The organism is Arsukibacterium ikkense (genome assembly GCF_000987775.1).
GTDB classification, from domain to species: Bacteria; Pseudomonadota; Gammaproteobacteria; order Enterobacterales; family Alteromonadaceae; genus Alishewanella; species Alishewanella ikkense.
Window position 1 is genome coordinate 157,329 of sequence record NZ_LAHO01000010.1, and the last position, 20,545, is coordinate 177,873.

Consider the following 20,545-nt stretch of genomic DNA (forward strand, 5'->3'; position numbering starts at 1 on the left):
AGGCACACTGCCAGCTTAATGCTCCAGGTTATCGATGCGGGTAACCAGCAGCTGATCGATTTTGTAGCTGTCGATATCGACCACTTCAAATTTGTAGCCACCGTGCAACACAAAGTCGGTGCGCTTGGGTATTTTACGCAGGGTAAACATCATAAAGCCGGCAATGGTTTCGTAATTTTCTGAATTGGGAAAGCTGTCGATATCCAGCACCCGCATCACATCAGCCAAGGGCGTTAAGCCCTCGACCAACCAGGAGTTGGCATCACGTTTGACAATTTGTTCTTCTTCCGAGCTGACCAGCTCGCCCATCACGATGCTCATCACATCTTTTAAAGTAATAATCCCCACCACCAGCGCGTACTCATTCATAATAATGGCAAAATCGACCCCGGTAGATTTAAAGTGTTCCAGCGCTTCGTACAACGATAAAGTATCAGGGATAATCAGTGGTGAGCGTACTATGCCCTCTTTTTTCAGTGAGATAGGCTGGTCGTGCAATACCTGCATTAAAATATCACGGGTATCGACATAGCCCACAATCCTGTCCAGCACTTCATCACAGACAATAAACTTAGCATGCGGGTGCTCGGCAATTTTCGCTTTAATATTGTCTTGCGACTCGTTATTGGTAAAGAAAATCAGGCTCTCACGTGCCGTCATGGCGGAGGTTACCGTGCGTGACTCCATATCAAATACGTTTTCCAGCAGCTGGTGTTCATGCTGTTGCAGCACACCCGCCTGGGCGCCGGCATCCATCATCGCCATAATATCGTCAGGAGTAATATCGTCTTTACGTAGGGTGGGCACATTAAACAAGCTGAAAAACAAATTGGCCAGGCCATTAAATAGCCAGACCAGCGGCTTTAACAGCACAATTAACAGCAACATAGGCCGGACTATTTTCACCGCTATTTTTTCCGGAGAAATCATCGCCAGCCTTTTGGGCATTAAGTCAGCAAACAAAATAAACAGCGACGTTACAAAGAATACCGATAAGGTAAAGGCCGCTGCCGGCACCCAGCTGGCGTCAGTGAACATAGCCAGTAATGACGAAAAATATGGTGTAAAAGCCGACTCACCGAGAATACCGCCTAAAATGGCCACCGCATTTAAGCCAATTTGCACCACAGTAAAGAAGTTGCCAGGATGTTCCTGCAGCATTAATACTTTTTCAGCGCTGACATCGCCCTGGGTGGCCATCATTCGCAAGCGCATTTTTCGTGATGCCGCCAGCGCTATTTCAGATACTGAAAAAAACGAACTGGTAGCCACCAGCAGCAACATAACAAACAGGTATTCTATGGTACTCATAGCCTTTCCGACCTAAATTCAGGATCTTGATTATAGCGGTTTTGTTGCAACAATAACGCTAAGCATTTGAAAAATTTCATGCTAAATCACATGATAGAGTACATTTAACGATAAATACCGCTGGTAATTTGCACGATATTTTATTAAAACGAACAACAGAATTAAGTGATCTGAGCAATAACTATAATGATAATGTCTCTGTCAAATGACTGCCGGTTACTAAGCCAGCGGATTGTCATGCTCAGCATGCTGCTTGCTCTGCTGCTAAGCCCAACACTTTTTGCACTACAAGATAAGCTGGATCAACAACTTGATCATTATCTGCAGCTTGCTGCAGATGATTATGAGCAGGCCGCAGCGTTATTGTTGCAACTGCAGGAGCACGATTCAGCTGAACACTCCATTGCCAGTCGGGTTAGGCTTTATAGCTATTTAACAGTGCATTATTTATACGCCACGGATGAGCAACAAACCGATACCTGGCTACAGCAGGCGCTCTCCCTCGCCAGCGCAACAAATGACCCTGATGCTTTAGCCGATGCTCAGGCGACAGAGATCGAAGTACTGGCCTTGCGCCAGCAATTTAACGACGCGGTGCTAAAAGCAGAGTTGCTGCACCAGCAAGGCATCAGCGCCAGCAATCCCCGCAGCCGCTATTATGCGCACAACCTGCTGGGTAGGGTATTCAGAGAAGATGGCCAGTACGAACTGGCACTTAAACATTTTGTTGACGCGCTGCAAGCAGTCACTGAAACACAGGACCAGCGTACCCAGCGCAGAACCATGTTTTTACATCAGATGATAGCCAGCATTCATGCTGAATTAAAAAACTTCGCACAAGCCCGGCAACTGATTGAACACCTGATTGCTGATGCCAAAACCTACCAGCTAGACACAGAGCTGCCAGAGTATTATTTGCTTTATGGTTATATTGCCAGTTTTCAGGACGATGATGTGCTGGCCGAGCAAGTGAATCTGCAAGGCCTGGCAGAATCGCAACGGCAAGGGCATGCTGGATTGGCACTGGTGTTTAAAAATAACTTAGGCGCCGGCTACATTAAAGCCGGCAACTTTGGCCAAGCACGCACAATACTAAATGATGCGCTGAAACAAGCAACCGATATGCAAACGCCTAGCGATACCCATCTGATCCGGTTTAACCTTGGTTATATTGATGTAGCAGAAGGTAATCATGCTTCGGGCCTGGCAGCGATGCTGGAGGTAATCAATTATTTCCGGGAAATAAAACTGAAAACCCAGCTTGAGGATACCCTTGGCTGGTTGGCCAAGGCCTATGCGCTGGCTGACAGGCATCAGGAAAGAGCAGACACCTTAGCTGAGCAAATGGCGCTACGGGAAGAAATACTGAATTCAGACCGTGACAAAGTGATCAGTGATCTGCAAAGCCGCTATGACAATAAAGCCAAAGCGCAGCAAATCACCATTTTGCAACAAGACAACGACCTGACGCACCAGTTACTGCGCAATAAACAACTACAACAACGGATAACCTTGTTGTTTGTAATTGTGATGCTGTTTGGCGCCGTTTTATTGCTGCAACTGATGTTTAAAGTACGGAAAACTAATCGCCGCTTAAAAGAAGCGAATAAACAACTGGAATATCAGTCATTACGTGACCCGTTAACCGGGCTGTTTAATCGTCGCGCCCTGCAGGAGCAGATGCAACGCAGAGTCAGTTTTAGCCGGCGCCAAACTGATATCTGTGAACGGGAAAATGGCTTTTTATTGCTGGATATCGATTTTTTTAAAAAAATTAATGATGACTACGGCCATGCGGCGGGTGACGAAGTTCTGAAACAACTGAGTGAGCGCTTAACGAAGGCTTGCCGCGAGCAGGATCTGGTAGTGCGCTGGGGTGGCGAAGAGTTCTTATTATATCTTGACAACGTCGCTGCTGAGCAGCTAACCGGCTTTTGTCTGCGCATCCTGAAGCTGATTGCCAGTGAACCGGTGCTATATGATGGCAAACTCATTACGGTAAGCGCCAGTGGCGGCTTTATTCATCTGCCATTTGCCGGTATTACTGAAACCGAGCTTAACTGGGAACGAGCGCTGCAAATTGCCGATATGGCGCTGTATTTAAGTAAAGTGAATGGCCGCAACCAGGTGTATGCCATTACCGGCCTGCGCTGTGATTATGCAACGGCCAACCAGGCCTTGAGCAATGATTTACAAGGCGCGATTCGCCAGAATATGGTGGACTACATCACCATAAAGGGCCCGCCGTTGCCAGCAAAAATATAAACTGGCGCCGCCAAAGCCATTAGCAACAAGGAGTAAAGCCGTTAGCAAGCGGTTAATCCGCTGCTAATAGTGCTAAGCGGCTGAAATTATTAACGCTGTTTGTAAGGGCAAAACCAACTAGCAGCTGTAATTAGCTGCTAAATACGCTATCTTCAGGGTATTAATGTCATTTGGGACCGGCATATGTTTCTCTACTCAGCCCTGTGTGGTTTTAGCTTGACCCGTTTGTCTTGCCTGTTGCTGGTAGTGCTTAGCCTGACGCTATGCCCTGCCATTGCCCAATCATCGCTTGATCCTGAGTTAGAACAACAATTAGATAAGTATCTGGTACTGGCTCGTGATGATGTTGAGGCGGCTGACGAATTCCTGGACGTGCTGTTTAACAGCCACTATAAAGACGAGACAGACAGCGACAATATAGCCAGCCAGGTAAGGTTGTTGTCTTACCAGGCCAGCGCGCTACTGTATCAGCAACAGCAAGCACAAGCCGACGCCTTGCTCAAAAAATTACTACTGATAGCACAACGCAGCAATGATCCTGATGTGCTTAGCGAAATCTATGCTACCGAAATTGAGTTTACGTTTTATCAGCGCGAAATATCTGCCGCCGTTATAAAAGCTGACCGGCTTGAAATGTTTTTAGAGCAAGCCAGCCTACCGCGGGTGCGGTACTACGCCCATAATTTGCTTGGCCGGCTGTTCAGAGCTGACGGCCAGTATGAAAGTGCGCTGCAACATTTTACCAGTGCGCTGGATGCCGTTATCGCCACTGACGATCAATTTACCCTGCGCCGCCGCTCTATTTTAAATTACCTGATTGCCCAGGTGTATGCAGATTTAAAACAATGGCCTGAAGCTAAAGTGCTGACTGAAGAACTGATAGCTGACGCGATAAAATATCAATTCACCCGCTTTTTACCTGATTTATATTTAATGCTGGGTTTTATTGTTGCCGAACAAAAAGACCTTAGTGCTGCGATAACCATTAACCAACTTGGCCTCGCTGCGGCCAAAGAACATGACCGCCCCAATGTTGAGCTAACCTTTCAAAATAATCTCGGCTCTATTTATATTCAGCAGGAAAACTACAATGCAGCCAAGCAGGTACTAGAGACAGCCGCAACCCGGGCTGGCGAGCTAAGCGATGAGTATAACGGCCAGATTATTGCCTTTAATCTGGGTTATATCGACGTAATGACTGGCGAGCATAACAGTGGCCTGGCTAACATGTTAATAGCGCTGGACTACTTTAAAAACAATGAAACCAAGGCCCAGTATGAGCCCATGCTGGAATGGCTGGCCAGAGCTTACGAAAAAGCCGGTTTGTATCAACTGCAGGCGCAAACCTTACTGCAACAACTGGAGTTGCGGGCGGAGATCCTTACCAGTGAACGCGAAAAAAGCGTTAACGAGCTGCAAAACAGATACGACACTAAGGCGAAAAGCCAGCTGATCACCATTTTAGAGCAGGAGAACAACTTAAAAGCGCAACTGCTGGACAACCAGAAACTGCAACAACAGCTAACCGCCTTGTTCGCGTTAGTACTGATATTCGCTGCAGTGTTACTGTATCAGCTGTATCGTAAAGTCCGCCAGTCGAACCGTAAGTTAAGGGAAGCCAATAAACAACTTGAGTTTCAGTCGCTGCGCGATCCCCTCACCGGTTTATTTAACCGCCGCGCCCTGCAAGAACAAATGCAACGCCGGGCTAAGTATGGCCGGCGACAGAGCGATGCTACTCCACACGCCAATGGCTTTTTACTATTGGACATCGATTATTTTAAAAAGATTAATGATAACCATGGCCACGCTGCTGGCGATGAAGTATTAAAACAACTCAGTGATCGCTTAACGCAGGTATGCCGCGAGCAGGATCTGGTGATCCGCTGGGGCGGCGAGGAGTTTTTATTGTATCTGGACAATATAATACCCGAGCAGGTAGCCGGCTTTTGTCAGCGTATTCTTGAAGTAATTGCCAGCGAACCGATAGTATGCGATGGCAACACAATTGCCGTGAGCACCAGCGGCGGTTTTATTCACCTGCCGTTTGCCGGAATCGATGAGAGTGAGCTTAACTGGGAGCGGGCATTGCAAATTGCTGATATGGCGCTGTATTTAAGTAAAGTAAACGGCCGCAACCAGATATATGCTATTACCGGCCTGCGTTGTGATTATGCAACAGCCAACGAGGCCCTGACCACTGATTTACAGGGTGCGATTCGCCAGAATATGGTGGACTACATCACCATAAAAGGGCCGCAGCTAACATAAGCGGCAGCGCACAGATAGCGGGCTCAGGTAAAATACCATAAGACACTGGCCAGCAGCAGTAACCCCAGTAAAGCCATGGCACTGGGGCCAACTACCGTGCCGGGTGTTGCCCGGTTTATCGCCCGTTCCCACGCCCGCCAGTTAAGCCGATACACCGGCGCTTGCCACTGCTGCTGTGGCTGGTATAACCGCTTCAACCACAATGACCAGAGCAATACCACACTGTTGCGATCTAACCAGCTGGCGGGTAACTGCCAATGACGCCAGCGCACCACACTTACCATTAAAAACGCCAGCAACAGCGGCCAGCACAGCGCCCAGATCGTTGGCCAGGCCAGCGTTTGCAGGCTTAACGCCAACAATGGCGGCCACAACCAGGGTAACAACAACAGTGTCAGCAGCAATATCACTATACAACCAGCTTGCCAGTATAATGCCAAACCTGGCGCAGGTGTTGCTGTAAACTGGCGCTGCTGGCGCTGGAATGCCTGTGCCAGGTGCAAAAATAAGATGGCGGTTAACACGGCTCCCAGGCTTAGCAAGGCCGTTAAGCTGTTGGCATTGAGCCAAAGCGGTAAAGCAACCTCTGTTACCAGGCCTTTTAATGCGCTTTTTATCGCGGCGCCGCCGGTTAGCGGCAGCGCCATTAAGGACAGTGCCGGTAGCCAGAACAACAGCTGCCAATATCGTGGCAAGCGCTGTTTGGCACTTAGCCCGGCGTACAAAAACAGCGCGCCTTTGGCAAAGGCGTGGTGCGCAGCATAGGCCAGCAGCACCAGCATTGCCGCTGCCGGGCTGCCAGCCCAGGACAACGCCACCAGCACAACTATATAACCAACCTGACTGACTGACGAATAGGCCAGAATTACCTTGGGTTGACGGGATAACAGGCTGGCCAGCACGCCGAAAATAGCCGAGCCAAACCCAAGACATATCAGGTAAGGGATCCAGCTTTGCAGCAACGGATCGCCTGAGGGTAAAAATAACAGCATACCCAGCACACCAGCTTTAATCATACAGCCTGACAGCACGGCACTGGCCGGTGCCGGCGCTGCCGGGTGCGCCTGAGGTAGCCAGATGTGCAGCGGCCAGAAACCTGCTTTTAACCCCAAACCGGTGATAAACAGCAAAATGGTCAGATGATCCAGTGGCACCTGCTGCCAGCTCTGCCAGTCGAACTGGCCGTCAGCAGCAGAGGCCCGCAGCACCAGCGCAGCAAACAGCAATAACTCGCCAATAATCGCCAGTTGTAAATACAAACGGCCCGCGCGACGGGCGCTTTTACTGCCACTATGTACCACCAGGCCATAGGCCGACAGGCTCATTAAACTGAAACCCAGATAAAAACTGATGGCATCCAGCGCCGCAATTAACAGCAAATTGCCCGCAAAACTTAAGCCAAAAAACAGCCAGTAACGGCCACGATGTGCCGTTCCGGCGAGAAACGACAGACTAAAGGCCGCCGCTATCAGCCACAACGTCAGGCTGAATGCCCACCATACCTGCTGTAACTCAGTCGCCAACCCCAGCCCGGCGCCGGGCCAGAGCCAGGCTGATAAATCAATCATAACTGAACTCCCGCTCGACAATCAGTTCAGCCCAGCTTAACGGGCTTAAGCTGGTACTGGCAAAAACGCCCATCAGCACAATTAACAGAGCGGTGAACAACATTGGCAACAGCAGCATCCAGTGTGTTTCCAGCTTCGCCGACCAGCGCTGCTCTGCCGGCCAGTTGCCACGCTGCGGTAAAAACCACAGCCGGTAAACTATTGGCAAAAAATACGCAGCATTCAGCAGGCCAGAAACCACAAAAACCAGCAACATCAGATTGTTATCGGTGGCCACGGCGCCCTGCCCTAAATACCATTTACTGATAAAACCAGCGGTAGGTGGAATGCCGATCATCCCTAGTGCACCGAGGGTAAAGGCCATTGAGGTCAGCGGCATGCGCCGGCCGGCGCCGTTTAGTTCACGAATTTTATGTACACCGAGGGTTTCGGCAAAATTACCGGCGCAAAAGAATAAAGTAATTTTCATCACGCCCTGATGTACCAGATGCACCAGCCCCCCCACCGCGGCCAGCGGCCCCAGCATCGCCACCCCAAGGGTAATATAAGACACCTGACTAATGGTGGAATAGGCCAGCCGCCGCTTAATATCCTGCTGCGCCAGCGCCCGCCACGAGCCGTATAAAATGGTCAGGGCAGCCAGCCACATTAACGGTTGGGCTAACTGCAGCAGTTGCATGCTGTCCACGCCAAACACGTCATACACCAGCCGGATAATACCAAAAGCACCAGCCTTTACCACCGCCACCGCGTGCAACAAGGCACTGACCGGCGCCGGTGCGACCATGGCTTGCGGCAACCAGCCATGTAATGGCAATAAAGCGGCTTTTACCCCTAAGCCGGCTATCATCAGGCAAAACGCCAGTTTTAACAGAGTGCTATGCTCGGCTACTGCTATCTCAACATAACCGCCCGGGCTAAACAACGGGCTTTGTACCAGGCTGTGCAGCAGCGCCACCCCCAGCAGCAATAACAAACCGCCCAGCAGGGTATAGGCCAGATAACGCCGGCCGGCGGCTAATGACTGCGGCGTGCCGCGGTGCACCACCAGTGGAAAGGTTGCCAGGGTAAGCAACTCATAAAACAACAAAAACGTTACCAGATTACCGGCCAGCGCCAGGCCGACCGTGGCACTGACACATAAACTAAAGTAACCAAAAAAGCGGGAGCGTAGTGGTGAGTTTTCCAGATAACCAATGGCATAAACGGTGGTAGCCAGCCACAATACCGACGACAGTACGACGAACAACAGTGACAGAGCATCACCTTGCAACACTAAATCGGCACCGGGCAAAAAAGGCAGGCTAAAGTAAAAGCTCTGGCCTGCTTTTACCGCCTGTAACATTAACAGTACCAATATCAGCTTAATGCCAACGCCCAGCAAATTCAGGCTTATCCGCAGTTTTACCTGCTGCTCTTTCAAGGTGAAAATAATTAAACCCGGCAGCAGCGAGCTTAAAATAATGGCCAGCGGTAAGTAGTTTAACCAGAACGGGCTCATAGCCCCTCCTGCTGCAACATCAGCAGCAAAGGTTCGCTAAACAGCGCCATAGCCCACACCGCCAGTGCCGGCAACAGTGCCAGCCATTGCGGTATCAGCTGCGGCGAAAAATCCGGCGCGACCGGATCGGCGCGGTCGAACGCCAGCACCACCACCCGGAACACGTAAGCTGCTGATAACAGACTCGCTACTAAAATCGCCAGCAGCCAAAGCAGCTGGCCACCCTGCAGCCACAAGCCTTGCAGCATGGCCCACTTCGCCAGAAAGCCGCCACTGGGCGGTAAGCCAATTAAACTGCCACCGGCAACAGCAAAGGCAAACATCGCCAGCGGCATAGTCTGGCTGGCGCCCTTTATCACCATTAAGCGCTTACCGCCCAGGGTGGCACTCAGCTCGCCTATCGCCAGAAAACTGGCGGCTTTTGCCAGCGCATGCGCCAGCACAAACAGCCACAAGGCCGCAAAGAACAGCGGTTGGTTAAATTGTAACAGCAAGCCCAGCGCCAGCATGGCATAGCCTAGTTGCGCGACTGTGGAGTATGCCACCAGATTTTTAGCAAACGGGGTTCGTAGCGCTGACCAGCCTCCAACTAACAGCGCCGCCAGGCCGCAGCCGGCAAACAACGGCGCAATCGCCAAGGCCTGCTGGCTGCTGGCCAGCTGCAGCCAGAGCAGACACAGAATAAACAGCGGCCCTTTAACCACCAGTGCCGATAGTAAGGCACTTACCGGTGCCGGCGCGGCGCCGTGCGCCTGAGGCAACCAGGCATGCAATGGCCAGATCGCGGCTTTTAACATTAAACCCAGGCTCATTAGCAGCAACGCACTTGTACTTAGCCAGTCGGCCTGCCAGCTTATTGCCAGGCTATCGATATCGAGCATACCGTAGCCGCCATACAAGATAGCAACGCCAAGCAAATAACACAGCGAGCCAAACAGTGACAACAGCAAATAGTTAAGAGCCGGTTTAATGGCTTTATCACCGGCTAAACTGACTAACGCCACGGCAACCAGCCCCAGTAGTTCCAGACAGACATATAAGTTAAATAAATCGCGGGACAGCCACAACGCAGTTAACCCCAGTTGCAACAGGCCGCTAAGCGGCCAGAAGGCCTGGGCTAAGCTGTCGCGTTTACGGGTAGCGAAAGCATAAAAGCCCACCAGCAACTGCAGCACTGCGGTCAGTAAGATCAGCAAAGCGCTCAGGCCGTCAGCCTGCCAGCGAATAGCCAGGCCAACGGGCCAGCCGGCTAACAGCAGGGTTTGGCTCCCCTGTGCATTAACCAGCAATAACAGTTGTACAGCCAGAATGCTGCAAACGCCTGCCGAAGCCAGCGCCAGCAGTGGCGCAATTCTGGGCCAGACGAGCATCACTAAGGCACTTAGCAACGGCAAAACCAGTAACAGTACTATCATCCGGGCGGATCCTTTGCCAGGCGCTGCTTTAACCGCGCCAGTAACGCCAGCGCAAAGGCCGTAGCACTGACCGCCACCACCAAACCGGTCAGCACCAGCGCATGTAAAATAGCATCGGTTTGCATCACTGCATCTGTGACGACGGCCTCAGCAGTATCTGCGGCAGACACCATGCCACGATAGGCCAGTACCACCATCAGCATAAAGATGCCGGCACCAATAATATTTAATGCCAGAATACGGCGCAGTGTTTGTGGGCCAATAATAAAACCATAGCTGCCAATAGCAATTAACACGCAGGCGCTGCAGCCGTATAACCATAACGGGTTGCCAAGCTCAGTCATTTGACACCCTCCCCTGTGCCTGGCCCGGCAAGGATACACCGCGGCACGGGTTGCTCAGCCATCACCAGCAAGGTCAGGCTGATTGCAATGGCTAAGCTGGCAAAAAGCTCGATCAGTAAAATAATGCTACCTGCCAGCGCCACCGGCCACTGCAGCCAGATGGCAGTAGCCGCAGAGCCGCTAAGCAACAGAGCGAATAAGCCTGACAACGTAAACATCGCTACCCCCGACACCGCCAGCAACCTGATCCAGACATTGCCCCAGTGCAACCAGTTAAGCTGCTGATTTAACCGCAGTACCACGGCACCGGCGGCCAGTAAAGCGCCGGCCTGAAAGGCGCCACCAGGCTGGCTGGCTCCCGCCCACAGTACATAACCGGCCAGCAATAACACCAGCGGTGCCAGCAGCTGGCTCCAACTGCGGCTCAGGGCCCAGCTGCCACTATGCGCCCGGGCCGGCGCCACCTGCAAAGTGCCAACTAATGCTAACAGCAATACCAGCAGTTCCAGCAAAGTATCCCAGGAGCGGAAATTAAGCAGTACCGCTGTAACCGGGTGACTGACCCCGCTGTCTGCCAGTTCAGCCTCGGCCACCGCCAGCAAAGGGCCAGGCTGCAGCGGTATTTGCAAAACTGCAGACAGTAAACCGCTTAAGATGATAACCACAAACAGTGCCGGCCATAGCCGCTGCCGCCAGCTTAAATCCTTCATATTAAGTTGCGGCCCCTGTCTGGCCAGCGCGCTAAAACACAAGGCGCCGGTAAGGCCGGCGCCAATAGCGGCTTCGGCCAGCGCCAGATCGGGTGCAGCCAGTCGGGCCCAGGCCAGGGCCATCAGTAAACCAAAGGCAATATATAAAATCACTGCATGGGCCAACTGGCGGCTGAGCATACTGGCCAGCGCCAGGGCTAATAGTAGCAAACACAGCAGTGCATCAAACAGCAGTAAACTCATGCCTGATCCTGCTGTGCTTTACAAAAGCGCGCCAGCAATTGACACGAAACAGTGCCAGAGGCCAGTACCAGCAACCAGATAAGTAGCATTAACAGATTCTGCCACCAGTTACTGTAAAACATTAATCCGGCGATCACCGAGCCCAGGCCAAGCGAGTCAGCTTTGGTTACGGCATGTAACCGGCTGAAACTATCCGGAAAACGCAACATGCCCAGGCTGCCAGCGACAAAAAACATTAAGCCGATAAACAGCAACAGGCTGCTTAGCACTGCATTGAATACGCTAAGTTCGTTCATGGCATTCATCTCTGATCCTCTGTCGGCTTACTGTTATCAGCAGATTGATTTTTTAACCGTTGCACCAGTGCAGCCGGCGCCGCCGCAGCCAGTACCGCCAGCACCAGTGCCACATCACGCAATGCCGGCTGGCCGAGCGCCTGCGCCAGTACCAGACACAGTGCCACCCCGGTAGTACCAAATAATTGCACTGACAATAAGCGGTCTAACAACGCAGGGCCTTTAATTACCCGCCATAGCCCAAGTAACATGGTGAATAACAATGCCAGAGCCAGGGCCATCATACTGTGTACTCTTTTGCCGTTTCCCGCTTAAGCAACAACGCCAGTTGCTGCTCCAGCGCGATAACCCCAGCCTGCCAGTCGGCATGCTGATCCAGTACGTGCAGCAGAAGCTGATTGGCTTGTTGCTGATGCAGCTCAATCTGAGCGCTACAGGTACCGGGCAACAAGCTGATCATGCTGGCCAGCAGGCGCTGGCTGGCCGGCTCAGTTAAACGGATGGGGTAACGTTGCCACTGTGGTGCAAAGTGCGGTTTAATGGCCAGCGCCCGCCAACCAACATCAACAGCACCCAGCACTAATTGCCTGAAAAAAAATAATATAAAGCCAGGTAAGGCCCGCCAACGAAGTGCCGGCAATTGCATGTTCAACAAATACAGCCACAGCAAAATGACGCCGCACAGTGGCAGAAAAAACCACCACCCCCGGTTTTCAGTTAACGCTGCCCAGCACAACGCAAAACCCAAACCCGCGAGGGCCAGTTGCGTAAATGTAGGTTTGGAACGCCTGCTGGCCATGCTGACTCCTTAGCATACAGAATGAAATAATAGTCTTGAAAAATATAGAAAAGTTCAACTAGCCGGTGTAGGCAAACTTAGCAGTGCGGCGTTAAATTCGGCCACAGGTAATGGCTTACCAAATAAGTAACCCTGATACTGATAGCAGCCTAACTGTTGCAACGCTACAAACTGACTCGGGGTTTCGATACCCTCAGCCAATACTTCCAGCCCCAGGGTATTACCCAGGGCAACAATCATCCTGGCAATAGCCTCATCGTTACTGTCGGTTAAAATATCACGGACAAAGCTGCGGTCTATTTTTAACTGGGTTAACGGCAAGCGCTTTAAATAAGCCAGTGACGAGTAGCCTGTGCCAAAATCATCCAGCGCAAAACCGATACCTGTTGCGGCTAGCTGCTGAATTTTATCAACAACATCGTTAATATCTGTGATGAGCAGGCTTTCAGTCAGTTCCAGTTTCAGCTTTGCCGGATTAGCACCGGTTTGCTGCAGAATTTGCTGTACTGTGTTGACAAAATCCGGCTGACGGAACTGACTGGCACTGATATTAACCGCTACGCTAAGATCTGCCGTGAGCCCCTGTTGCTGCCAACGCCGCAACTGCTTACAGGCGCTTAACAACACCCAGTTACCAATAGCCACAATCAGGCCGCTTTCTTCGGCAAACCCAATAAAATTATCCGGCCCAACCAGCCCCCGCGTTGGATGGCGCCAGCGGATCAGTGCCTCAGCGCCCAGCGCCTGCCCGGCACGCCCTACCTGCAGCTGATAAAACAGTTCAAACTGTTGCTCATTAATCGCCTGGCGCAGCTCGTTGTCCAGCTCCGTGCGCTGACTGGCTTTTTGCTGCATGGTAGGGTCAAAAAAGTAGATACAATTGCGGCCCGCCGCTTTGGCCTGATACATCGCCATATCGGCCTGAGTAATCAGCATATCCGGGCTTTGCTGGTAGCCGGTAAAGATACTGACACCAATGCTGACACTGTTGTGGTAGCGAATATGTTGCCGTTGATATTGCTGAGTCACAGCCTGCATCAATTTCTTAGCAACGACTTTCACCGCATCGACCGCCTCCAGACTGCTGCTGGCCAGTTGTTCTAAAATCAGCACAAATTCATCAGCAGCAAAGCGGCCAACGGTGTCGCCTTCCCGCAATACGTTTTGAATAGCGCTACCGACGTGCTTCAGTAATTCGTCACCTTGCTCAAAACCGTGGCTGTCATTAAAGTGCTTAAAGTTATCTAAATCGATAAACAATACGGCACCAAAGCAGTTATTGCGTTTACTGTTAGCAAGGGCTTGTTGTAACCGGTCCAGGATAAGCCGCCGGTTAGGCAGTTGGGTCAACTGATCAAAAAATGCCAGCTGGGTAATTTGCTGCTCAGCCCGCTGGCGCAGAAAACTGCCGCTAATGTTACCGGCAATCAGGCTTAAGGCGGCAACCTGCTCTTCGGTCCATCGCTGTTTGTTATGCACAATATCCAGGCCAAACATACCAAGTAAGCTATTTTGTGCCAGTAACGGCAGCATCAGCACCGACTGGATCCCCTGCGCCGCCAGTAACTGGTACTCCGCCGAGTTAGCGTCTAACTGACTGATATCGTTGATTTGCACAGCCTTGCCGGATTGCAGCGCTGACATCCAGCCACCGAAAGTGGTCACGCTTAATTGCTGCAGCATGGCTTGCTGGGCAATTATGCCGGGCGCACACCATTCATGGGTATTGTCGGCGTGGCTGATGGCAGCATTAAACTGAAACACATAGCTGCGATCGGCATCAAAAAAAGTTCCAATCCGCGCCAGCGCATCATTTACTGCGGTATCAACTTCTGTGGCAGGGCTCAACACAAAGCTGGTTGAGATATCTGCAATTAACTGAAAAAACGCCACATTATTGTTTACTGGTACAGGCATTAAATACGGGCCTTAGTCTGGCAAAAATGTAATTAAAAAACTCTGTTAGCCACGAGTCTAATCGTTATTGCTCTTCGCGGCAAAGTTAAATGCATGCAAAGCAGCAGCATGATCTGAATCAAAAAAACAGGCAGCAGTCGGCCTGACTAGCCATAAGTCTAAGTGGCAGCGTGGCAATTTTTCTGTAATGTACAGCATAACCGCAGCCACAAGGACCATGCGCATGTCTTATCACACCGAATATCAGGCCGCCTGCCAGCAGCCACAACAATTCTGGGCCGACAAAGCTAACCGGCTGGCCTGGTATCAGCAACCCGGCCAAATTTTGCATATTAAAGGCGAGCAATACCAATGGTTTGCCGATGGCGTACTGAATACCGCTTATCTGGCGCTGGACTACCATGTAGAACAAGGCCGTGGTGAGCAAATTGCCTTAATTTATGACTCGCCCGTTACCCAAACTAAACAGCAATTTACTTATCAGCAACTCACTGATGAAGTGGCACTGTTTGCCGGAGTGTTAAAAGCACAAGGGGTTGCAAAAGGCGACCGGGTGGTGATTTATATGCCGATGATCCCGCAGGCCGTCATTGCCATGCTGGCAGTAGCCCGGCTGGGTGCCGTGCATTCGGTAGTGTTTGGTGGCTTTGCGGCCCATGAGCTGGCAGTACGCATTGATGATGCCAGCCCAAAGGTGGTGGTATCTGCCTCCTGCGGTATTGAAGTTAACCGGATCATTGCCTACAAACCGCTACTGGATAATGCGCTTAAGCTGGCAGAGCACCAGCCTGATAGTTGTATTATCTGGCAGCGGCCGCAGCAACCAGCACAGTTACAGGCCGGGCGCGATTTCGACTGGCAACACCTGCTGCAAAGCGCCGCGCCGGCGGCCTGCGTGCCGGTAAAAAGCACCGATCCGCTGTATATTTTATATACCTCCGGCACCACCGGTAAACCCAAAGGTGTGGTGCGGGATAATGGCGGCCATGCGGTGGCCCTGCACTACAGTATGCAGGCTATTTATGGCATGGCGCCGGGTGAAGTATTCTGGGCTGCATCAGATGTTGGCTGGGTGGTTGGCCACTCCTATATTGTGTACGGCCCTTTGCTGGCCGGCTGCACCAGCATATTATATGAAGGAAAACCGGTATTCACGCCAGACGCTGGCGCTTTCTGGCGGGTATGCGCCGAATACAAGGTAAAAGCCCTGTTTGCAGCGCCTACGGCGTTCCGGGCTATCCGTAAAGAAGACCCCGACGCTAAACTGCTTAAAAATTATGACCTAAGCGCACTTGAGCGCATATATATGGCCGGCGAACGGTTAGACCCGGCTACCTATGACTGGACAGTTGCACACAGTGGCAAACCGGTGATCGACCACTGGTGGCAAACTGAAACCGGCTGGGCCATTTGTGCCAACCCGGCCGGTATTGAGCTGTTGCCCGCCAAGGCTGGCTCAGCCACAGTGCCGGTACCCGGCTTTCAGGTGGCCATTCTGGATCACAACGGCCAGCAGCTGCCCGCCAACCAACAGGGCAATATCGCGCTGAAATTGCCGCTGCCACCGGGCTGCCTGACCACCATCTGGCAGAACCCGGAGCGCTTTGTCAGCGGTTATTTGCGCCAGTTCCCCGGCTACTATGCCAGTGGCGATGGCGGCTATCTGGATGAAAACGGTTACCTGTATGTGATGGGCCGCACCGATGATGTGATTAACGTCGCCGGCCACCGCTTATCTACCGGTGAAATGGAAGAAATTGTTGCCAGCCATCCGGCCGTAGCCGAATGCTGTGTAATCGGCCTGGCCGACCCGTTAAAAGGCCAGCAACCAGTAGGCTTTGTGCTGCTTAAAAACGGCGTCAGCATTACCGAGCAGCAGCTGCAAACGGAGTTGGTACAATTGGTACGCCAGCAAATTGGCGCCCTGGCCTGCTTTAAACAGGCATTAATCGTGCCGCGGTTACCAAAAACCCGCTCGGGTAAAATTCTGCGCAAGTTGCTCAGGCAAATTGCCGATGGTGAAGAGTATGTTATACCATCAACCATTGACGACCCGGCCAGCTTAGCTGAAATTGCCGAGTGTATGACCAAGCGGGGCCTGATTGCGGAATAAAGCATCGCCAGCTGACAGCCACTGATCGACTCATGGGCATTGGCTGTAATTAATGGTTATAATAGCCGCCTGCTGCTTGCGCGGCCGTCTTTGCCAGAAAGGATCACGCCATGTTGTATTTTAACAGCCAGAAAATCCCCGAACTGCAGGGCCTTAATTTTGCCCAGCGCATGCAGGTGGTGCGCACTGCCGCCGACAAACTGCCCACGCCCACTAAGGTGGCATTAAATACCCTGAAGTTACTTATTCTATTCGGTTTGTTTATTTTAGTCGCCCGGGCCGATGGCTGGGCCATTGCCGCCTATATTCTGCTGCTGGTGCTGGCCTACCCACTGATCACCCGCCCTATTACCTATGCGCTGTGTCATAGCCAGTTTAGCGCCGTACGCCGCCAGTTATTTGAGCGAGCCAATCAAGCTCAAGATTAAGATATGGCCTAATATGGAAAATTTTTAAATAAATCTACCTGAGGGATCCCCACGAATTTGATCATAGTATCAGCTCTTTTCCAGTTTGATGAGTGACCAGTCAGACTCTGCTGCCCAGCGCATGATTTGTTGCCTCGCTGCTTGTATCTCTTCTTCAGTCAAACCCAGCTGGGCGGCCTTAGATAATCGCAATCCCAGATAATTGAATGACAACACGCGCCGATGCTTGATGCTGTTAGCCTGGAACTGCAAGTGCTTCCCGGCCAGCTCTGCCGCCAGTCCTATCATGTAGTGCAACCAATTTGCCAGTGCCGCCAATAGCAACAGCACCTCCAGCCGTTCACGTTTATAAGTACGGTGTGCTTCGCTACCTAAGCCATAGGTCTGGCTTTTCTGGTCGCGGAAGCTTTCTTCTATCTGCATGCGTTTGCCGTAGCATTTGGCAATCTTCGTCGCATAATCGAAGCAATTGGGCAAGGAGGAGACTAGCAACCACGGCTCTTTATATTGTTTGTGTTTGTCGGATTTGCGTAGTTTCCAACCGGTGCCAACCAGCACGGCTTGAGTGCGGTATTGCTGTGCTTTGGTCAGCTTAACTTCACCCAACCGCTGCGGCGTGGTGCGGGCCTTTTTGTACATTTTTGCCACCGTGACAAAGTCATTTTGGCCAGGCAGTTGCAGTCTCTGATTGCCACGCACTCTGGCAATGTAGTGCCAGCCGAGTTTACGTATTTGCTTAAACCACGGCACTTTAAAACCAGCATCGGTAATGATTACCGGCTTAAAGTCTGCCGGCAGCACCTGCTTTAGTCGGTGTAAAAACGTCTTGTGTACGTGCGGGCACGTATACTCGTCCATCGGCGCGACCATCTGATGTAACGTCAGTGGACGACCTTCCAGCGCCAGGCTTGCACGCAGGATAAAATGACGTTTTTCGGTGTCGGCATTGCTCCAATCCACTAAAATCAGCGGCTGTTTGCCCTGGCGCAGCAAGCGGGTCATTTCGCCATAAATAAGCGGCGCCTCTGCTTGTAGCGCTTCATTTCTGACCAAACAGTCAGCGCGTTTGATGCCGTGTTTTTCTGACGTTTCACTGTCAAAATCACGGCCGATAGCCGTTACCGCATTGGCCATTCTGCATCAAACTTTGTACTGCCGCCCCTAACGCTGAAAACCGGGCTTTGTGCATACATTTGGGGTGACAAATGAGAGGAAATCGGCGAGCATTGTTTTTACATTCATGGCAGCACTCATGGTTTGAAAGTTTTGGCGAATGATCTGATCGGGAACTGCCATGAATGTTCCCTTCGCCTCTAACTATTTGTTTTGTCTATACCATTCGTGGGGATTCGTCAGTAAATCTACTAAGCAGTATATCACTTGGAAAAGTAAACTGACTGCGGTTTGCATGCTCAGATCAGTCGCCAAACAAAACCAAACAACAACCTCTTTAAGTATGAACTAGATAGCGTTGTGTAAGGCGCAGAAACATGCCGTTTAAAAAAAATAGTACAAAAACCCGAAATAAAGATCTTCAAAACCTTTGCCGTCCAACAACAGTGGTTTTGCTAGTACTAGAAGGTAAGACTAAAACAAAGGTAGCCTTACGGCTTCAATCTAGACTATCCCCTGTGAATCGTTGGTTTACATTGTACGAAGTAGCAGTAGGTGATGGCCCAACAAACCCTCGTACAAACAGGCCGGCAACACAGCCCAAGGCATAGATTATTGATGTTTGTAGTTATTGATTGAGCACAAACCCAACGAGATTGTCTACCTGCGGTCAGACTGTTGTACGGAATTGTCAAGTGAGGTGTTGAAGCGAGTTATTGGCATAATTATTCACAGCGCAACAAATACGCCAGTTGCTGCATAAAGCCGGTATTGTCTGGGAGAGCCAACATTGCGAATAACAAAACCGGGCCAAAGAAGAGAAGATGACCACAATATCCGAGGCGAGAATAATTGCAGTGCTGAACACCCAGTGTTTTACTAGAATGACGTGGATATCCAGATGAATCCGAAGATCGGTGCGCACTGGAGCCATAAAGTTAGAAAAGCTGCGGGTAGCCTTATTCCGAAGATATCTAAGAACTTAATGAACTAAATAACTGTTCCAAACAGTAGATCACTAAAAAGAAGGAACTCAATGCGGTTTACGTGATCAGATCGGTCGCCAAACTAATAAGCCACAAAACCGCATTGAGTATGAACAAGATAGCATTTTTGTACGGCGCAGAAACCCGCCGTTTGAAGAAAATTATTCATAAAACCCGTGATAAAGACCTTTGCCGCAGAGCAACTGCGGTGTTACTGGTACTAAAAGGTAAGGCTAAAGCTGAAGTGGCCAGACTGCTGCAAGCTGGACGCTCATCGGTGAATCGCTGGTTCACTTGGTACGAAGCTGCAGGGATTGATGGCTTAACAAACCAACGCACAGGCCGACCGCCAACGCAGCCCAGGGCCTTAATTATTGGTGTGCTTAAGTTGCTGATTGAGCACAAGCCCAGGGATCTTGGCTATCAACGGTCACGCTGGAGTACAGAGCTGTTAAGCTTGGTGTTAAAGCGTGTTCTTGGCTTGATTGTTCACAGTTCAACGATACGCCGCTTGCTGCCTAAAGCCGGCATTGTTTGGCGCAGAGCAGCACCAACGCTACGGATAGAAGACCCGGCTAAAGCCGAGAAAATGGCGGCAATCTATGAGGCGCTAAATAATTGCAGTGCAGAGCATCCGGTGTTTTATGAAGATGAAGTGGATATCCACCTGAACCCGAAAATCGGTGCGGACTGGGGCTACAAAGGCAAACAGCGACTGGTGGTAACACCAGGTAAGAATAGAAAACATTATCTGGCTGGGGCACTGCATAGCAAAACAGGCCAGATAACCTATGTTGGTTCAACGAGTAAAAGCTCAGAGCTGTTTATCAGCTTGATGGAAAAGCTGAAGTGGCAATACCGGCGAGCCAAAACTATTACGCTGGTGGTGGATAACTACATTATCCACAAGAGCAAAAAAACAGAGAAGTGGCTGCGCAATAACCCGAAGTTTGTGCTGTTGTTCCAGCCGGTATACAGCCCTTGGGTTAACAAAATAGAAAAGCTGTGGCATGCCTTGCACGAGACCATCACACGCAACTGTTGCAAAACGATGGATGATTTACTGGAGCAGGTTGAGCACTTTATGGACAATGCCGCACCATTCCCGGGAGGCGGTCATGGCTTACAGCGGGTGTTTCAGAGTTAGGATCAGTTATTTAGCAGAAACCCCATTCCGGAGCAAAATACAAGCTTGAGTTAGAGATAAGGAGATTGAAACATTCTCTATGAATCACAGTAAGCGTTGCAGCAACCACACCATCCAG

The 20,545-nt window shown here is 51.0% G+C and carries 15 protein-coding genes and 1 pseudogene; 5 read left to right on the forward strand and 11 right to left on the reverse strand.

Annotated features, from left to right (window positions below; genetic code table 11):
• Positions 1-15: 15 nt before the first annotated feature.
• Positions 16-1,311, reverse strand: a complete 1,296-nt coding sequence (locus tag WG68_RS11530) for a hemolysin family protein (protein WP_046557838.1) — start codon at positions 1,309-1,311, stop codon at positions 16-18.
• A gap of 186 nt (positions 1,312-1,497) precedes the next feature.
• On the opposite strand from WG68_RS11530, the gene WG68_RS11535 reads away from it, so the two are divergent.
• Both WG68_RS11535 and WG68_RS11540 read left to right on the forward strand, forming a co-directional pair.
• A complete protein-coding gene (locus tag WG68_RS11535; protein WP_235357723.1) occupies positions 1,498-3,576 on the forward strand; it encodes a tetratricopeptide repeat-containing diguanylate cyclase in 2,079 nt (692 codons plus the stop codon).
• A 183-nt stretch (positions 3,577-3,759) separates the two neighbouring features.
• Positions 3,760-5,847 (forward strand): tetratricopeptide repeat-containing diguanylate cyclase, encoded by a 2,088-nt coding sequence (locus WG68_RS11540; RefSeq protein ID WP_046557839.1) that lies wholly within the window; start codon positions 3,760-3,762, stop codon positions 5,845-5,847.
• Between the two features lie 23 nt (positions 5,848-5,870).
• Here the strand turns inward: WG68_RS11540 and WG68_RS11545 are convergent, their stop codons facing one another.
• Genes WG68_RS11545 through WG68_RS11585 form a run of 9 tightly spaced genes read right to left on the reverse strand, consistent with a single transcriptional unit; the run spans position 5,871 to position 14,640 of the window.
• Positions 5,871-7,415 (reverse strand): proton-conducting transporter transmembrane domain-containing protein, encoded by a 1,545-nt coding sequence (locus WG68_RS11545; RefSeq protein ID WP_046557840.1) that lies wholly within the window; start codon positions 7,413-7,415, stop codon positions 5,871-5,873.
• The gene (locus WG68_RS11550) at positions 7,408-8,916 is read right to left on the reverse strand and encodes a proton-conducting transporter transmembrane domain-containing protein (protein ID WP_046557841.1); all 1,509 of its coding nucleotides are present in this window, start codon (positions 8,914-8,916) and stop codon (positions 7,408-7,410) included. Before WG68_RS11550 ends, WG68_RS11545 begins: the two co-directional genes overlap by 8 nt.
• Positions 8,913-10,331, reverse strand: coding sequence for a complex I subunit 5 family protein (locus tag WG68_RS11555; protein WP_046557842.1), 1,419 nt, complete (start codon positions 10,329-10,331; stop codon positions 8,913-8,915). The genes WG68_RS11550 and WG68_RS11555 overlap by 4 nt, the downstream gene beginning before the upstream one ends.
• Positions 10,328-10,675, reverse strand: a complete 348-nt coding sequence (locus WG68_RS11560) for an NADH-quinone oxidoreductase subunit K (RefSeq protein WP_046557843.1) — start codon at positions 10,673-10,675, stop codon at positions 10,328-10,330. Before WG68_RS11560 ends, WG68_RS11555 begins: the two co-directional genes overlap by 4 nt.
• Positions 10,672-11,628, reverse strand: a complete 957-nt coding sequence (locus tag WG68_RS11565; protein WP_046557844.1) for a hydrogenase subunit MbhD domain-containing protein — start codon at positions 11,626-11,628, stop codon at positions 10,672-10,674. Before WG68_RS11565 ends, WG68_RS11560 begins: the two co-directional genes overlap by 4 nt.
• On the reverse strand, positions 11,625-11,933 hold the full coding sequence (locus tag WG68_RS11570; protein ID WP_200897581.1) for a cation:proton antiporter: 309 nt from the start codon (positions 11,931-11,933) through the stop codon (positions 11,625-11,627). Before WG68_RS11570 ends, WG68_RS11565 begins: the two co-directional genes overlap by 4 nt.
• Positions 11,930-12,208, reverse strand: coding sequence for a monovalent cation/H+ antiporter complex subunit F (locus WG68_RS11575; RefSeq protein WP_046557845.1), 279 nt, complete (start codon positions 12,206-12,208; stop codon positions 11,930-11,932). The genes WG68_RS11570 and WG68_RS11575 overlap by 4 nt, the downstream gene beginning before the upstream one ends.
• Positions 12,205-12,723 (reverse strand): Na+/H+ antiporter subunit E, encoded by a 519-nt coding sequence (locus WG68_RS11580; protein ID WP_046557846.1) that lies wholly within the window; start codon positions 12,721-12,723, stop codon positions 12,205-12,207. Before WG68_RS11580 ends, WG68_RS11575 begins: the two co-directional genes overlap by 4 nt.
• Before the next feature lie 54 nt (positions 12,724-12,777).
• Positions 12,778-14,640 carry a putative bifunctional diguanylate cyclase/phosphodiesterase gene (locus tag WG68_RS11585; RefSeq protein WP_046557847.1) on the reverse strand — a complete coding sequence of 621 codons (1,863 nt, stop codon included), beginning with the start codon at positions 14,638-14,640 and terminating at the stop codon, positions 12,778-12,780.
• 142 nt (positions 14,641-14,782) lie between these two features.
• Here WG68_RS11585 and WG68_RS11590 point away from each other — a divergent pair, with 142 nt between their 5' ends.
• Together WG68_RS11590 and WG68_RS11595 are read left to right on the forward strand one after the other, a co-directional pair.
• Positions 14,783-16,753: a propionyl-CoA synthetase gene (locus tag WG68_RS11590; protein WP_268753167.1), complete on the forward strand. Its 1,971-nt coding sequence runs from the start codon at positions 14,783-14,785 to the stop codon at positions 16,751-16,753.
• Positions 16,754-16,863: 110 nt separating this feature from the next.
• Complete coding sequence (locus tag WG68_RS11595; protein WP_046557849.1) at positions 16,864-17,181, forward strand: DUF6170 family protein; 318 nt, start codon at positions 16,864-16,866, stop codon at positions 17,179-17,181.
• 69 nt (positions 17,182-17,250) lie between these two features.
• On the opposite strand, the pseudogene WG68_RS11600 reads toward WG68_RS11595, so the two are convergent.
• Positions 17,251-18,423 (reverse strand): annotated as a pseudogene (locus WG68_RS11600) (IS4 family transposase).
• A 966-nt stretch (positions 18,424-19,389) separates the two neighbouring features.
• On the opposite strand from WG68_RS11600, the gene WG68_RS11610 reads away from it, so the two are divergent.
• Positions 19,390-20,427, forward strand: coding sequence for an IS630 family transposase (locus WG68_RS11610; RefSeq protein WP_046557850.1), 1,038 nt, complete (start codon positions 19,390-19,392; stop codon positions 20,425-20,427).
• Positions 20,428-20,545: the final 118 nt, after the last annotated feature.

Coding starts and splice junctions, on each gene's coding strand:
- WG68_RS11530 (WP_046557838.1), bottom strand. CDS start 1,311: ATGAGTACCATAGAATACCTGTTTGTTATGTTGCTGCTGGTGGCTACC.
- WG68_RS11535 (WP_235357723.1), top strand. CDS start 1,498: ATGATAATGTCTCTGTCAAATGACTGCCGGTTACTAAGCCAGCGGATT.
- WG68_RS11540 (WP_046557839.1), top strand. CDS start 3,760: ATGTTTCTCTACTCAGCCCTGTGTGGTTTTAGCTTGACCCGTTTGTCT.
- WG68_RS11545 (WP_046557840.1), bottom strand. CDS start 7,415: ATGATTGATTTATCAGCCTGGCTCTGGCCCGGCGCCGGGCTGGGGTTG.
- WG68_RS11550 (WP_046557841.1), bottom strand. CDS start 8,916: ATGAGCCCGTTCTGGTTAAACTACTTACCGCTGGCCATTATTTTAAGC.
- WG68_RS11555 (WP_046557842.1), bottom strand. CDS start 10,331: ATGATAGTACTGTTACTGGTTTTGCCGTTGCTAAGTGCCTTAGTGATG.
- WG68_RS11560 (WP_046557843.1), bottom strand. CDS start 10,675: ATGACTGAGCTTGGCAACCCGTTATGGTTATACGGCTGCAGCGCCTGC.
- WG68_RS11565 (WP_046557844.1), bottom strand. CDS start 11,628: ATGAGTTTACTGCTGTTTGATGCACTGCTGTGTTTGCTACTATTAGCC.
- WG68_RS11570 (WP_200897581.1), bottom strand. CDS start 11,933: ATGAATGCCATGAACGAACTTAGCGTATTCAATGCAGTGCTAAGCAGC.
- WG68_RS11575 (WP_046557845.1), bottom strand. CDS start 12,208: ATGATGGCCCTGGCTCTGGCATTGTTATTCACCATGTTACTTGGGCTA.
- WG68_RS11580 (WP_046557846.1), bottom strand. CDS start 12,723: ATGGCCAGCAGGCGTTCCAAACCTACATTTACGCAACTGGCCCTCGCG.
- WG68_RS11585 (WP_046557847.1), bottom strand. CDS start 14,640: ATGCCTGTACCAGTAAACAATAATGTGGCGTTTTTTCAGTTAATTGCA.
- WG68_RS11595 (WP_046557849.1), top strand. CDS start 16,864: ATGTTGTATTTTAACAGCCAGAAAATCCCCGAACTGCAGGGCCTTAAT.
- WG68_RS11610 (WP_046557850.1), top strand. CDS start 19,390: ATGAACAAGATAGCATTTTTGTACGGCGCAGAAACCCGCCGTTTGAAG.